A 13,172-nucleotide genomic window follows, 5' to 3' on the forward strand; every position below is an offset into this window, starting at 1 on the left:
AGTCCGGGAAATATGGAAAAAATTGTGGGAACAGTTCCCTGGAGAGGGCGATAAATTGCTGCGAACTCATTCGCTTGACATAATCAAGGTTCGGCCGACCCTGAAATGCATAATATCCATCGTAATTAAACGTCAGCCGTTCACCTGCTTTCCCTTTTTTCGTGGTAATTACGATGACGCCATTTGCTGCTTTGGCACCCCAGATGGAGGCTGAAGTTGCATCCTTCAAGATGGTGATATCTTCAACATCCTGCGGGTTCACCTGTTCAATGTTGCCTTCAAATTCAATCCCATCTATTACAATTAAGGGTCTGGTAGTAGTTAGGGGGTTGTCACCGGTTGGCAGAGAGCTTTGACCGCGTACAAGTAAACCGCCTGGACCACGGGTAGTCAAACCCGGAACCAATCCTTCCAAACGCGTTAAAATATTGGGCGTACTGGTCCGGTTAAGCATCACTTTAAGATCTGGTTTGGCAAACGATCCTGCGGCGCGTTCCCGGGATATTTCCTGGTAACCTGTATTGAATTTAACTTCTATTTCCTTCAGGTTGCTGGTTGACGGATTCATTTGAATTGTTCCCATATTGGGTGAAGCGGTACGCTGGACCGGCTGGTATCCAACATAGCCAATTAGCACCGTGGCACTGTCTTCCACATTTTGCAAGAAAAATTCTCCATCTTTATTCGTGGTCGTTCTGATCTGGGAATCCTTGATAAACACAGATGCTCCCGGTAAAGGTTTGCCTTGTTCATCCACCACAATTCCCTTTATATCTATCCTGGTAAAAAGGGAAGAGACCTTATCAATAATTGTAGGCATGCTTTTCCGGATGGTCACAATTTTACCTTCAATGGTATAGCTGAGTGAAGAGCCAGCCAGAATCTTTTTGAGTGCTTCGTTAATGTCAGCATTTTTCAAACTGATATCAACCACTCTGTTTTTAGGAATTATTTTCCCGTCGTAAAAGAAATCATAGCTGCTTTGCGCCCGGATTTCTTTTAACAGCGACTCCAGGGAAGCATTTTTGCGGTTGATGTTGATTTGCTGGGCGAATAAGGAAGGACTAACCAGCACAATAGATGCTATTAGTATTATGGTGGTTAATCGCATTATCCGCATAATTTTTGACTTGAGAGGATTGCGTGCTCCCAGGTAGCTGTTAGAATTCTCGTACATCGTTTAGTTTGGTTGATCACAGCGAGCCTTATCTTTCTAAGGGTTTGGCTGCTGTAGTTTGCATTTAAAGTTATTTCCAGGCTGTACCAGTCCCAACCACGTTGGGACTGGCTTTTTTTCAGGGGTTATGTTTCCCTGTATGTATGGTTGGTTTATGTTTATAGTCAGGCTTAGGTATTTGCTACATTATATCTTAAATAATTCGGCGAGTTTAGCTTCCAGCGCCTCACCATGCAAGTCCATGGCAATAATATTTCCCTTCTGATCAATCAACAGGTTTCTCGGGATCGCAATGATTTTATATTTTTTAGTGATCGGCGATTCAAATCCTTTCAGATCACTCAAATTCGTCCAGGTGTAGCCATCAGCTTGTGTTGCTTTCTTCCAGGCTATGATGTCAGTATCCAGTGATATTGCAATTACATCAAAACCTTTAGATCTGTACTTGTTGTATATCGGGATCAATTCCCGGCCTTGCGCCCTGCATGGAGCACACCAGCTTGCCCAAAAGTCAATAAACGTATACTGACTTTTTGCAGTAATATTTTTAGAGGATATCGTTTTCCCTTCTATGTCAGCCATCTTGAAATCCTCATATTCAAAAGCTACAGTCTCTTTAGATGATCTTGCCTTTTCTTTTTTAATAGTTACGGCTTCTTTGCCCTGATCACCCAATTCCAATGTAAATTGCTTTTTTGATGGTGGAAGACACATCTCATTGGTACAGGCCATATATTTAATGGTAAAGGCTAAAGTCGTTTTCCTTTCAGATTGCAGTTTAAGTGTCTGGGTAAAGGTTACGCCTTTTGCGTAATAAGCCAGGCTCTCCATGCCTTTCTGTTCATCTCCTTGCTCTTCCATCTCTCCAACAAATTCTACCTGGTCATGCTCATCAAACAAAAATTCTGTAGGCATTCCCATACTACCTGCTGAACCTTGTGGATAAATGTGATAGGGTGCCTGGACAGTAGCGTGCAATTTGATCTGATAGGTGAAGGGGCCAATCTTTGTACTACTGCATTTCCAGGAAACCGGATGATTGTCCTGAGCAAAGGTTGAAATGGCCACCAGAAAGACTATTATAAAGAAAATAAGTCGTTTCATATTATTCTGTTTAATTATTGCATTACATAAATTTTTCGGCCTTCAACCCTGAACTTAACTAATCCTGATGCTTCGATGGACTTCAGCACCGCTGATAGCGGCTGTTTTCTGGATATCCAGCCACCAGACTCCAGGTTGTCTGGAACACCCTGATCATAGACAATTTCCATATCATACCATCTGGCAATCTTTCTCATGGCGGTTTTAAACTCAACGTGATTCAGTGCGAAGTCTCCGTTTTTCCAGTCAATAATATTGTCAACTTCAACTTTCTGTATGGATAGTTGCCCTGCGCTTAATTGTGCCTGCTCTCCAGGATAGATCCTTTTCTTCTGTTTACCTGTAATGATGCTTACTGCGCCGTTAAGTAATGTCGTGGCTACCACAGGCTCGTCTGCATACGCATTGACATTGAACTGGGTGCCGAGTACCTCAATCTGCTGATCTTTGCTTTGAACAATGAACGGGTGTGCCTGATCCCTCGTGATACTGAAATAGGCTTCTCCTTCAAGTTGAACGGAGCGCTTCCCATCAATTACCAGGTCTGGCGCGTAGCTAAGACTGGAAGCAGCATTCAGCCAGACATCGGATCCATCTGGCAGGCGGATCTGGTAAGTTTCACCGTTGGCGGTAGATAGTTTATTGATCCCTTTGTGTCCGGAATTCCCTTTGATCTCATATATCAGCTGCCCTGTGGGCGACTTACTGATCACTACACCAGCATCGGCTGCCAGTTCGCCACTGGCCGCATCAGAAAGCCTGATGGCGCGGCCATTAGAAAGGGTAAGCGTTGCGCTGTTCATGCCGGGTGCACCATGTGTCTGGTTTGCCAACTCCTTAGCAGCTTTAAATTTATGGGAAGTAAAAAACAGGGAAATGCCCACAACGATGATACCAACGGCGGCAGCGGCAATAGAGATGCGCGACAGGAGCCTTACCTTCCGTGCCTTGGGCAGCGGCTGACTGATAATCCCGCTGAATATCTGATCCGCCTTATTTTCCGGCAAAAAGATCATCGTATCCCCGGTTAACTCATTCCAATGTCTTTCCATTCGCTCGCCCAGCAGATCTTCTCTACCGGTATCGAGTATGAGCAACCGAAATTCTTCCAGCTCCTGTGGAGACATGTTTTTTTCCAAATATCGCTTATACAGTGCGTCGATGTTATTGGTATCCATATGATAGAGGAACCGTCTGGCGGCTTATTTCATATATAGACACCTGCGCACCTGAGGTCGAGGTACAGGGTTCGAAGATTTTTTTAAAATATTTATGAGCAGTGTTAAAAACTGCCTTTGCCTGATACAAGCTTGTCAGAGAAGGAATAAACCCGGGAAATAATCAGAGCAGCTTTAATATAATCAAAATTGCCGCTATGTCGGTATTAGCTTTGACGAAAGCGCGCACGGATCTCAGCGCACGTTTAACGTGGGTTTGTACGGTCAAAGGGGAAAGGTTCAGTTGCTGAGCGGCCTCCTCATATTTTAGGCCCCGTTGCTGACATAATACATAGACTTCCTTCTGTTGTTTGGGTAAAGATTCAACGGCACGGTTGAGTATTTCGCGCACATCCTGAATAAGAATTTCATCTTCAATCTCGGTATTTTCCTCCCTCCATTCCTTGCCAAGGGCTTTTTCTATTCTCCCTTCGAGCACGTGCCTACGGAGCACGTTTAAAGATCGGTGTTTCGTCGTCGTCCGCAGATAGGATTCCAGGTTTTCTATTTCAAGGATTCGGTCGCCCATAAGCCATAGCTTCAAAAAAACATCCTGCACCATTTCTTCCGCTTCTATCTCCGAGTGTAGCAACTGGAAAGCGTAGGTGTATACCTTCTTGCCGTAAGTATCATAGATCATACGGAAAGCCTTTTGATCCCGCCGGGCGACATCAGCTAAAAGCCTTGCATTGTCTTTAAGAGAACCCCCCATTGCCATCGATTTCGCTAATAAAAATCCTGATTGATCAGCAATGATAATTATAATTCCGGACAAACACAATAATCCACAATTTATGAACTGTTCAGTTCCTCAGTAATTGGTTAGCCGGTGAACAACCGGATTTATATAGGCGCAAGGGAAGCTTTGACCCTTTTAATATAGATCAGCAAACCTACCAATCGAAAGCCCCTCTAACTAATCCGGACATCTTCCATTATATATCATATCCGCCCGGCATTCACTGCTGCTCTCCTGAACCGTTCATTTCCATATTCACAATAATCTTTACCATGTGCACTCATTATCATTGCCCACAGGTACCAAAGCAAGTCCTGGTAGATGCCGCATATAATAATCCGTTTCATTGCATCCGATGGAATGGATGCGTCCTGGTAATAAGTCGATAACAATTGTAATGTTTGTTCGGGAGTTAAATTATACTCCAACACAACCGCTGCAAGGTCCCAGGATGGCACATTCATGCCCCCATATTCCCAGTCTATAAGATAACATGTTCCGGTAGGATCTCCAATAAAGTTTTCAGGAACGGGGTCGTTATGACACGGACAAAGTGGCTCCCTGGTTTCATAAATAAAGGAAGCCAGCGGCATAACATTTTCTTTTAGCTGGTAATAGGAGGAAGGAAGTATAATCCTATTCGCTTGTGCTGTTGCTTCATATGAATGGAGCTTTTCTACCCACCGGAAATTGCCCGGGAGCAGTACAGCTGCACGATGAACTTTTTTTAATAAGCGGCTGATTACCGCAATTTTATTCTTGTCAATTGGGCTGGCATTGAAGGTGTCTTCTATATAAGGAGTAATCCGCAGACTTGTATCTTTGTTATAATAAATCTCTCCTATACTAATCTCCAGGCCGGACATCAACTGGTAATTCTCCCACTCATGCTCCCTGTCGATAAATGTGTTAGTACCATTTCCCGGAACCCGAACTACGTAACGATGATTGTTCGTGTTTATCAGGAAATTCCGGTTTGTCATTCCCTGGTTAATTAAGGAAACAGCAGATAGATCTTCTGACAGTAAATGATTGATCACACTTTTATCGGCTAACTGTATAATGGATAACAGGAAATCACGCAGGGGCATAGTTTGGATGGGTTTGAAGCATAAATATAATATGGAAAAGGATGATCGATAAATCTTTCTACTTTACGAAATTGTTAACTCCATGTAAGACCGGATGAGCTTTCAAAAAAGTGAGTATTTTTGATTTAATGTAGCATTTAACCCAATAACCCAATAACTTATGAATGCGATTATCCTCGCTGCAGGAAAAGGGACCAGGCTTTTTCCACTTACAGAACATATTCCTAAGCCACTTATAAGAGTTCAGGGTGTACCTATTATTGAGCGACAAATCGCCTTTCTGCAGGATGTAGGCATAGATGAAATCTTTGTTGTTGTTGGTTATCTCTCGCAGTATTTTGATTACCTGGTGCAACGATTCAATGTAACCTTGATATATAATCCGATGTACGACACTTATAATAACCTGTATTCTATGTTTGTTGCGCTCGAACACTTCGGTGATAGCTACGTGATAGAAGGAGATGTATATATGAGAAAGAATTTTTTTCGGAATGATCTGCGCCATGCAAGTTACTTTTCAGGATTTAAAAGGAGTATTGCCAACGAATGGATACTGGAAAATGAAAAGGGCTTACTAAAGAATATCTGGATTGCCAATGAATTGGGGGAGGGATTGAAAAAGTTCGAACAGGGAGCGAATATTATGTGTGGCGTATCCTATTGGGACAAGTCTACGGCCCGTATAATAGCTGATGCTATTCGTGGTAAAGTGCAGAACAGTGGCTCATTACAACAGGAAGAGGTGAGAAAATTATATTGGGATAATATCGTTTTGGAATTGCTACCGGATCTTCAAATAGAATTGATCCCACTGGCAACAGATGACTGGTATGAAATTGATGCTTACAAAGACCTGACGGAATTAAAGGAAGTTTTAGTACAGCATATACCGGAAGTTAGCCCTGAATTTAGTAAGGCAATTTGAACCTGTACTTTTTATTGTTCATTCCTCAATCAGCAAATGCCCTATGACCAGCATTGTTGTTAAATTCTTTACTTTAAACCTGTCAATAGCAGAGTACCTCGGTTGGCTAGGCACTTTTTCTTATGTTAGCTCCTATGCACTACTGGCATTGAACAGAATTTCTGCCGATAAAATCACCTATCATTTACTGAATGTCCTGGGAGCAGTGGGACTTGTTATTAATGCATTGCATTTTAAAGACAATACCAATATACTTGTGAATGCCGTCTGGTTTATTATAGGAACCGCTGCCATCATTAATATCGCCAGGAGAACCTATCAGCGCTAAGCCCATACCTGAATGCCCGACATAAGGAGTCGTGAAAGAAGAGATCCAGTCCTGTAATGCAAACACAGCGTTGTTAATCGGAAGTTTGTTTGTACCTGGTTAGTTGTGAAAGCCCTCCTGTATGTTTTAATGCGTATTTCTTTCCGCACCTCATACATTCGTTTATACACATTAAAACACCTTTTTTATGGAAAAAAAACAATTTAAAAAACTGGCTCTTAAAAAAGAGACGCTCATTAGCCTACAGGAAAAACAAATGAAGGCTATCCTTGGAGGAGAAGAAATGTTCTACACAAGTGGAGAAACTTCAGGTTGTGCAAGCTCAGATTGCAATGATTCCTGCTGCAAAAAATCCTGTAAACATCCAACACCAGCAACTAACAAACCTTAAACGTATCGGGCATTCTAAGCGATTGACCCTCGACATCCATTTATTTGAAAATAAACAATTATGAAAGAATTAAAAAAACTCTCTCTGAAGAAAGAAACCCTGCTCAATCTACAGGAGAAACAGTTGAAAGCAATTGTTGGTGGTGAAGAAATGATTAGTAATGGAACTTCTTCCACTTACTCGTGCAGCGGCAATTCCTGCTTCTGTCCAAATGTGACTATTAAAAGGTCTGTAGTGCCGATGGATGATGTAGCTGCCAGTTGCTGCAAGAAGACCTGTAATGGTTAAAATACAATAAAAATGCTCCGGCCTCTGTATGGGGTAGGCCGGAGTGCTATTGACCCGCGAAGTTGAACAAATTCAGCAAAAAATATGAAGTGTGTTCTTTTATTGCCCGTATTTTTTTATTGCAGTCAGTTATATGGACAGGATCATAGACAGGGTTCCCGGGAGGGAAGAAAATACCTGCATAACGTGATCCGTATACTCGAGGCCAACTATTTTTTTGCCGAAAAGGTCAACTTCAAAGAACTGGGTGTTGATGCGTATAAGTTGGTGGAAGATACACCAGCTACAACTGCCGCTTATAAAGCCGTTCGCTACTTGTTGGACCATCTCTATGAAAAACACAGTGGGTTCCTGATACCCGATGCCAGCCAGCAATTGCAGGAGGACACCGGTATGCTCATTTATCCGACGGCCAGGTTAATCGATCATGCCTGGGGATACCTGAAACTACCCGCTTATTTCGGGCCGGAGAATCAGCTGACAAGCTGGAGTGAAAGGATGATCCACGAGATCAGGTCGATGGATAGTGTAGGCGTGCAGGGATGGGTGATTGACCTTCGGGAAAATACCGGGGGAAATATGTTTCCTATGATTGCTGCACTTTCACCGCTGTTGCCGGAAGGGCCCGTGCTTAGCAACAGAGAGCGGAATGGCGATATATCCACTATTGAAATAAACAATGGATGTTGTATAGAGAAAAGAAAAAAGATTACCAATACTTTTTTCAAACCATCCCAGACATATATCCTGAAAAAACCCAGGCTGCCAATTGCCGTGCTGATAGGAGGAAAGACAGGCAGTTCTGGTGAGATCACATCTATAGCCCTGCGAAGTTGCGCAAACGTACGGTTCTTTGGCGACCCGACTGCGGGAGTGCCTACAGGAAACAGGGTGTTCATGTTGCCCGATAAGGCGATGCTATATATCGTTTGCAGCATCTTTTCAGATAACAATGGTAAAATGTACTACGGTAAAATATCTCCCGATCAAACGCTGCCCGAAGGTGCAGCGGGGGAGCTGGTCCCTGCTGAAGTGGCTGAATGGATCACTGGCAGGAAACCGTTCGGGAAAGAGGTAAATAATCATCTATAAAGTAGCAGGCTTAACGATCTGTATGCAACAGAATATTATCAGACTATTTTTTGTCATACTGTTGGCAGCCATCAACTGCCATGTTAACGTATGGGCACAGGAGAAAAATATCACAATTAAAGGACAGATCACCGATAAATCAAGCCATTTACCCATGGCGGGAGTGGTAGTAACAACGGGTGAAGAAAACCATGCTTTATTAAAAGCTTATAGTGACACTACGGGCTATTACACAGTGGTAGCAGGTAGTGCCGGTGCACTTCATCTCCATTTTGACCTGTCGGGATATAAGATATTATCGCTGACAGTATCGCCTGAAAAAAATCCATACGTGTTGAATGTGGAGATGGAACCCTTATCAAGGGAGCTGGCGGAGGTAGAAATCAAATCAACTAAGAAAGCAATCACCTTTGATGGAGATAAACTAATCGTTAACCCCGAAAAAATTCCGGGAACAAGCGGCAGTAATGCATTGGATGTTCTGAAAAAAGTGCCGGGTGTAACGGTGGAAAACGATGAAGTACTCAAGGTCAATGGGAAAACAGATATCACATTATTAATTAATGACCGCAAGCGCAGTTTTACACCGGAACAGGCCATCCGTTTGTTGCGGAGTATCCCCGCGGCTAATATCCGTAATATAGAAATTACCACCGGTAAATCTGCGCGCTTTGATGCAGAGGGTGCAGGCGGGGTAATTAACATCCAGACCAAAAAGGCACTGGCAGACGGCTACAACCTTGAATTGAGTAATACCCTGAACATTAACAGTTACATAGGGCATCAGCATAATCTCTTTTGCAATATGAAAGCCGGCGCTTTCAGCCTGTATGCATCCCTGGGGTACGAACAAAACTATAACTATAGCGATAGAACCAGCCATGCTGTATATAGTAATACAGCTCCCAATAGTCAAACAAAGACGCGGGATACGAATAACTATTATGCAGGTATAAAAACCCCTTACATGGACATAGGGGTTGACTACCAACTTGATAAACGACAGGTGCTGAGCATTGCCACCAGCTTGTATTATTCAGTAACAAAAAGTAATAATGATTTAAACACCATCCTGGATAAAGAGAACCCTGCTGAGATCGTAAACCTCAATGCACAAAAAACAAGCGAAGACCTGCACTCCTTTGATGTGGTGTATGAAAATAAACTGGACTCAGCTGGCTCCAAACTAAAAGTAGACCTGGGTTATTTGGCAGGATATAGTATTGACAAGCCCCTGTTTCAAAATACCTATCTTGATGATAAAGGAAAAATACTGGAAGGCCCCGTGAATATCAGGGCCCGCATCCCACTCGAAGGGTTCCAGTACATTGGCCAGCTGGATTATGAAAAGGTGCTCGGGAAAAGCCAGTCGCTGCAGGCCGGGTTTAAATATACCCGCAGCAATATCTATAACTACGTTGGATATGATACGGTCAAAAATGACCAGCTATTCAGGGATCAGCGGCAATCGGATAGTTTATTATACAGGGAACGGGTTACAGCACTGTATATATCTTACAAACATCCAATAGGTAATCTGAATGTGATGCTTGGATTGCGGTATGAATACACCGATATGGAGAATATATCCCTGAAGGTTAATGACGTATATAAACGTACATATAGCGACATCTTTCCTTATATCAATGTTGCTTACAATGGAGATAATATCCGTAGTGCAATCAATTTAAGCAAGTCCATAACAAGACCCTATTACGGCTATCTGAATCCCTACATTAAGTATATCGACGAATTTAACTATCAGCAGGGTAATTCCTTACTGAAGCCTACCTACACTTATAACATCAACTTAAATAATCATTTCTACGATCTTATATACCTGACATTGGGATATTACTATACCAAAGATGCAATCCTGTTGTTGAAACGGCGGAAGGATGACGATCTTGTAACGGTTTATACGCCCGAGAACGCAATGAACTACAGCATGTTCTATGGGTCGGTTGGCGCTTCCTTTAGTTTCTTTAAGGATGCCTGGCAGGGGCAGATGGGTATATCCGGTTTTTTTTATAAGCCCAAGGTGAAGCCGGAGTTTGTAACCAGTACGAGTGAGCCGGGCATACTCGGGCAGTTCAGTGCCAATATACTACAATCTGTGCGGTTGAAAAAGAACCTGTTTTTTGAAACAGAATACTACTACTATCATAAGAATAAATCAAACCAGGTAACGATTGCAGGTAGATGGCAATTGAACGCGGGGCTAAAAATCAACCTGCTACAGGGTAAATTGACTACTGCTGTTTATTTACAGGACATCTTTTATACTATGAAACAGGATATCCACAAATACTATGACAACTATGTATCAGATGCCAGGCTGGATCCTTATACCCAGAAGTTAAAACTGAGTGTGGTCCTGAATCTGGGGGAACTAAAAAGCAATTATAACAAGCAAACATCGACCGGGAAAGAAGCAAGCCGGTTTAAGTCGAACTGATGTTTAGTAACAGCAACATAGCAGATTACCTTATTGCCGGATGGTCCGGTCAATATGCAGATTTCCTGCAAACACAATGGCGTCATTGCAGGAGCCTGTCGGTCAACAATGGCTTGTCCGGCATAGGCTTTTTTTTCCTGCATCGGTACATTCGATATAACGCACCTGAGGACCTTGCAACGCTGTGCGACCTCCTGGAGCAGGCAGTCGAAGTGCTGGAGACGGCACCGGATCAGGGATTTTCACTCGCTGATCTAACTGAGTTTTGCTATTTTATTGATTGCGTTACCCCTTTCATGCAAAATTTATTTGAGCTGACTTCGTTGCGGGCACAACTATACGAAATCATCAACATAAGTGCATTAAAAAAACTGGCCGGCGAAAGTTACGATCCCTATATAGGGGCTTTCTATCCCGCATATTTTATACTACAAAGGAGGGAAGAGGATCTTTTGATCAGTGCTTGCCTCGATACATTAATTGAAATATCTTTTTTTGACGAAGATGGCGCTTGTTTCTTTGACAGCAGGTTTACAGCAGGCAGGCAGTGGTTAAGCATTACACATGGACTGGCTTTTTACCTGCTATTCCTGTGTAAGCTGATGGAGCAAAAGAGGGATGATGATCGTTGTACATCGCTGATAAAGGGATATGTGATGTTTTTGCTGCGGGAGCTGAATACCGACGTCAGTAACAGCAGTTTGTTCCCCGATTTTACCGGTGGAGATTATAACACAAGGCTGAACCTTTGTTATGGTGATGCCGGTATTATCTGGTCTCTGCTCAAGGCCGCTGAAGTATTGAATGATCAATCGCTGAGATGGAAGACGAATGCTTTACTCAGAACAACGAGGGAGCGGAGCTCATCGCTCCGGACGGGAATTGTGGATACCTGCCCATTGTATGGAAGTGCAGGTATGTACCTGTATTTTGAACATGTTTTCCGGTTCACAGGAGATAAGGATAATCAGTTGGTTGCAGGTCGCTGGAAACAGTATTCGATCGACCATATGAAAAGTGAAATGGAGAATGAAGTGGTAAGAGGCAACTGGGCTTTCCACGAAGGTATAATGGGAGTACTCACTGTATTAATGGCCGGCGAAAGCCAGATGTTGCAGCAGTTAGGCAACTTATATTATCTGTACTAAAAAGGGTATCAAATGGACAGGCAAACGGCATTGTCGCTCATCGCGCAGATTGTGGAGAAAAGACTGGCTGAAAGGCAAAGCCAGCTCGGTATTGGAGTGATGTCAGGATTGACAGGCCTGGCACTTTTCTTTATATATACCGGTCAGGCCTTAGGAGAACAACGTTATATGGATACGGGTCATGCATTGCTGGAGCAGGTGATTGATCAGCTCAATGAGGGTACATACCTGCCTGTCAGGCGTATGCATAGCTTCTCCAATGGGATAACGGGTATTGCCTTTGCCTTTTTACATATGCAGCGGCAACAGTTGATTGATGTTGACATTGAAGAGACATTTGCTGTTTTTGACGAACAACTGGTGAAAGCGGCATTGCAGGATTACCAGGATGGTATTTCGGATTTTCTTCATGGTCCTATGGGGGTCTTTTATTATTTCAGTAAAAGATATCCTCATCATAAGTCGGTCGCAGTTCACATGGACCAATTGCTGCAGGGCTTTATCCAATGTGCCAGGATCGATCAGCAGGGACTCCGTATCAGGAATATGATTTTGCAGGAAACCGGAGACCTGGACTATGATTTAGGACTGGCACACGGCATGACGGGGAACATCTTCATCCTCGCAGAAAGTATGAATGCTGGTTATCATACGCAGGAAATAAAAGCTTTGATAGAAAATGGACTTAAATACATCTGTAACAGGGAGCGGGTAATTGACCGATGCTGGGGAAATTCCTGTTTCCCGTCATCTGTTAATGAACAATATCCCTTCGGCGCCCCTGAAAATCTATCAGGTTATAATTCCAGGCTGGCCTGGTGTTATGGAGATCTGAATATCGCGATGCTATTCATCAGGATGGGGCGCTTGCTGAACAAGCAGGAGCTTTATGAAAAAGGGGTAGCCGTAGGAAGACTCACAGCCAACAGGTTAACCTACGACGAAAACCATGTGGGGGATATCTATTTCTGTCATGGTGCAGCCGGTGTCAGGTACAGTTATGATAAGTTGTATCAGCTTACTGGTGACCAGTGCTTCCTGGAAGCTCGTACGTTTTGGGAACAGCAGTTGTTTGAACGGCTTCAACCTGAACGAATCGATGTAGACAGTAACATGAAGTTGTTTACACTGCTGGAAGGCTTACCTGGAATAGGTCTTAGTCTGCTACCGGCTGGCATTCAGTGGGATCAATTTTTCTTACTACAGTAAAA

General features: G+C 43.2%; 13 protein-coding genes. 8 read left to right on the forward strand and 5 right to left on the reverse strand.

Annotated elements, in window-relative coordinates; translation table 11 throughout:
• The 5 genes from ABDW33_RS14160 to ABDW33_RS14180 form a co-directional block, all read right to left on the reverse strand.
• Positions 1 to 1,111 (reverse strand): carboxypeptidase-like regulatory domain-containing protein (locus ABDW33_RS14160; RefSeq protein ID WP_343690720.1); only part of this gene is annotated, 1,111 nt, incomplete at its 3' end.
• A gap of 252 nt (positions 1,112 to 1,363) precedes the next feature.
• On the reverse strand, positions 1,364 to 2,281 hold the full coding sequence (locus ABDW33_RS14165) for a TlpA disulfide reductase family protein (RefSeq protein WP_343690721.1): 918 nt from the start codon (positions 2,279 to 2,281) through the stop codon (positions 1,364 to 1,366).
• Positions 2,282 to 2,295: 14 nt separating this feature from the next.
• Positions 2,296 to 3,459 (reverse strand): FecR domain-containing protein, encoded by a 1,164-nt coding sequence (locus ABDW33_RS14170; protein WP_343690722.1) that lies wholly within the window; start codon positions 3,457 to 3,459, stop codon positions 2,296 to 2,298.
• A gap of 163 nt (positions 3,460 to 3,622) precedes the next feature.
• Positions 3,623 to 4,273: an RNA polymerase sigma-70 factor gene (locus ABDW33_RS14175; RefSeq protein WP_343690723.1), complete on the reverse strand. Its 651-nt coding sequence runs from the start codon at positions 4,271 to 4,273 to the stop codon at positions 3,623 to 3,625.
• Between the two features lie 167 nt (positions 4,274 to 4,440).
• Positions 4,441 to 5,328 (reverse strand): choline kinase family protein, encoded by an 888-nt coding sequence (locus ABDW33_RS14180; protein ID WP_343690724.1) that lies wholly within the window; start codon positions 5,326 to 5,328, stop codon positions 4,441 to 4,443.
• A gap of 160 nt (positions 5,329 to 5,488) precedes the next feature.
• On the opposite strand from ABDW33_RS14180, the gene ABDW33_RS14185 reads away from it, so the two are divergent.
• From ABDW33_RS14185 to ABDW33_RS14220, 8 genes are all read left to right on the forward strand, one after another.
• The gene (locus ABDW33_RS14185) at positions 5,489 to 6,256 is read left to right on the forward strand and encodes an NTP transferase domain-containing protein (protein WP_343690725.1); all 768 of its coding nucleotides are present in this window, start codon (positions 5,489 to 5,491) and stop codon (positions 6,254 to 6,256) included.
• Positions 6,257 to 6,299: 43 nt separating this feature from the next.
• On the forward strand, positions 6,300 to 6,584 hold the full coding sequence (locus ABDW33_RS14190) for a hypothetical protein (protein WP_343690726.1): 285 nt from the start codon (positions 6,300 to 6,302) through the stop codon (positions 6,582 to 6,584).
• Between the two features lie 187 nt (positions 6,585 to 6,771).
• Positions 6,772 to 6,975, forward strand: a complete 204-nt coding sequence (locus ABDW33_RS14195) for a class I lanthipeptide (RefSeq protein ID WP_343690727.1) — start codon at positions 6,772 to 6,774, stop codon at positions 6,973 to 6,975.
• A 60-nt stretch (positions 6,976 to 7,035) separates the two neighbouring features.
• Complete coding sequence (locus ABDW33_RS14200) at positions 7,036 to 7,263, forward strand: class I lanthipeptide (RefSeq protein ID WP_343690728.1); 228 nt, start codon at positions 7,036 to 7,038, stop codon at positions 7,261 to 7,263.
• Positions 7,264 to 7,347: 84 nt separating this feature from the next.
• A complete protein-coding gene (locus ABDW33_RS14205) occupies positions 7,348 to 8,355 on the forward strand; it encodes a S41 family peptidase (protein WP_343690729.1) in 1,008 nt (335 codons plus the stop codon).
• A gap of 22 nt (positions 8,356 to 8,377) precedes the next feature.
• Entirely contained in the window at positions 8,378 to 10,813 is a 2,436-nt protein-coding gene (locus tag ABDW33_RS14210; protein ID WP_343690730.1) for an outer membrane beta-barrel protein, read from the forward strand.
• Complete coding sequence (locus ABDW33_RS14215) at positions 10,813 to 11,961, forward strand: lanthionine synthetase LanC family protein (RefSeq protein ID WP_343690731.1); 1,149 nt, start codon at positions 10,813 to 10,815, stop codon at positions 11,959 to 11,961. Before ABDW33_RS14210 ends, ABDW33_RS14215 begins: the two co-directional genes overlap by 1 nt.
• Before the next feature lie 12 nt (positions 11,962 to 11,973).
• On the forward strand, positions 11,974 to 13,170 hold the full coding sequence (locus ABDW33_RS14220; RefSeq protein ID WP_343690732.1) for a lanthionine synthetase LanC family protein: 1,197 nt from the start codon (positions 11,974 to 11,976) through the stop codon (positions 13,168 to 13,170).
• The last annotated feature ends 2 nt before the right edge of the window (positions 13,171 to 13,172 follow it).

Source organism: Chitinophaga sp. (assembly GCF_039596155.1).
Taxonomy (GTDB): Bacteria; Bacteroidota; Bacteroidia; order Chitinophagales; family Chitinophagaceae; genus Chitinophaga.

What these genes read in the sequence shown, in the direction of transcription:
- ABDW33_RS14165 (WP_343690721.1), bottom strand. Translation starts at nt 2,281, where the DNA reads ATGAAACGACTTATTTTCTTTATAATAGTCTTTCTGGTGGCCATTTCA.
- ABDW33_RS14170 (WP_343690722.1), bottom strand. Translation starts at nt 3,459, where the DNA reads ATGGATACCAATAACATCGACGCACTGTATAAGCGATATTTGGAAAAA.
- ABDW33_RS14180 (WP_343690724.1), bottom strand. Translation starts at nt 5,328, where the DNA reads ATGCCCCTGCGTGATTTCCTGTTATCCATTATACAGTTAGCCGATAAA.
- ABDW33_RS14185 (WP_343690725.1), top strand. Translation starts at nt 5,489, where the DNA reads ATGAATGCGATTATCCTCGCTGCAGGAAAAGGGACCAGGCTTTTTCCA.
- ABDW33_RS14190 (WP_343690726.1), top strand. Translation starts at nt 6,300, where the DNA reads ATGACCAGCATTGTTGTTAAATTCTTTACTTTAAACCTGTCAATAGCA.
- ABDW33_RS14195 (WP_343690727.1), top strand. Translation starts at nt 6,772, where the DNA reads ATGGAAAAAAAACAATTTAAAAAACTGGCTCTTAAAAAAGAGACGCTC.
- ABDW33_RS14200 (WP_343690728.1), top strand. Translation starts at nt 7,036, where the DNA reads ATGAAAGAATTAAAAAAACTCTCTCTGAAGAAAGAAACCCTGCTCAAT.
- ABDW33_RS14205 (WP_343690729.1), top strand. Translation starts at nt 7,348, where the DNA reads ATGAAGTGTGTTCTTTTATTGCCCGTATTTTTTTATTGCAGTCAGTTA.
- ABDW33_RS14210 (WP_343690730.1), top strand. Translation starts at nt 8,378, where the DNA reads ATGCAACAGAATATTATCAGACTATTTTTTGTCATACTGTTGGCAGCC.
- ABDW33_RS14215 (WP_343690731.1), top strand. Translation starts at nt 10,813, where the DNA reads ATGTTTAGTAACAGCAACATAGCAGATTACCTTATTGCCGGATGGTCC.
- ABDW33_RS14220 (WP_343690732.1), top strand. Translation starts at nt 11,974, where the DNA reads ATGGACAGGCAAACGGCATTGTCGCTCATCGCGCAGATTGTGGAGAAA.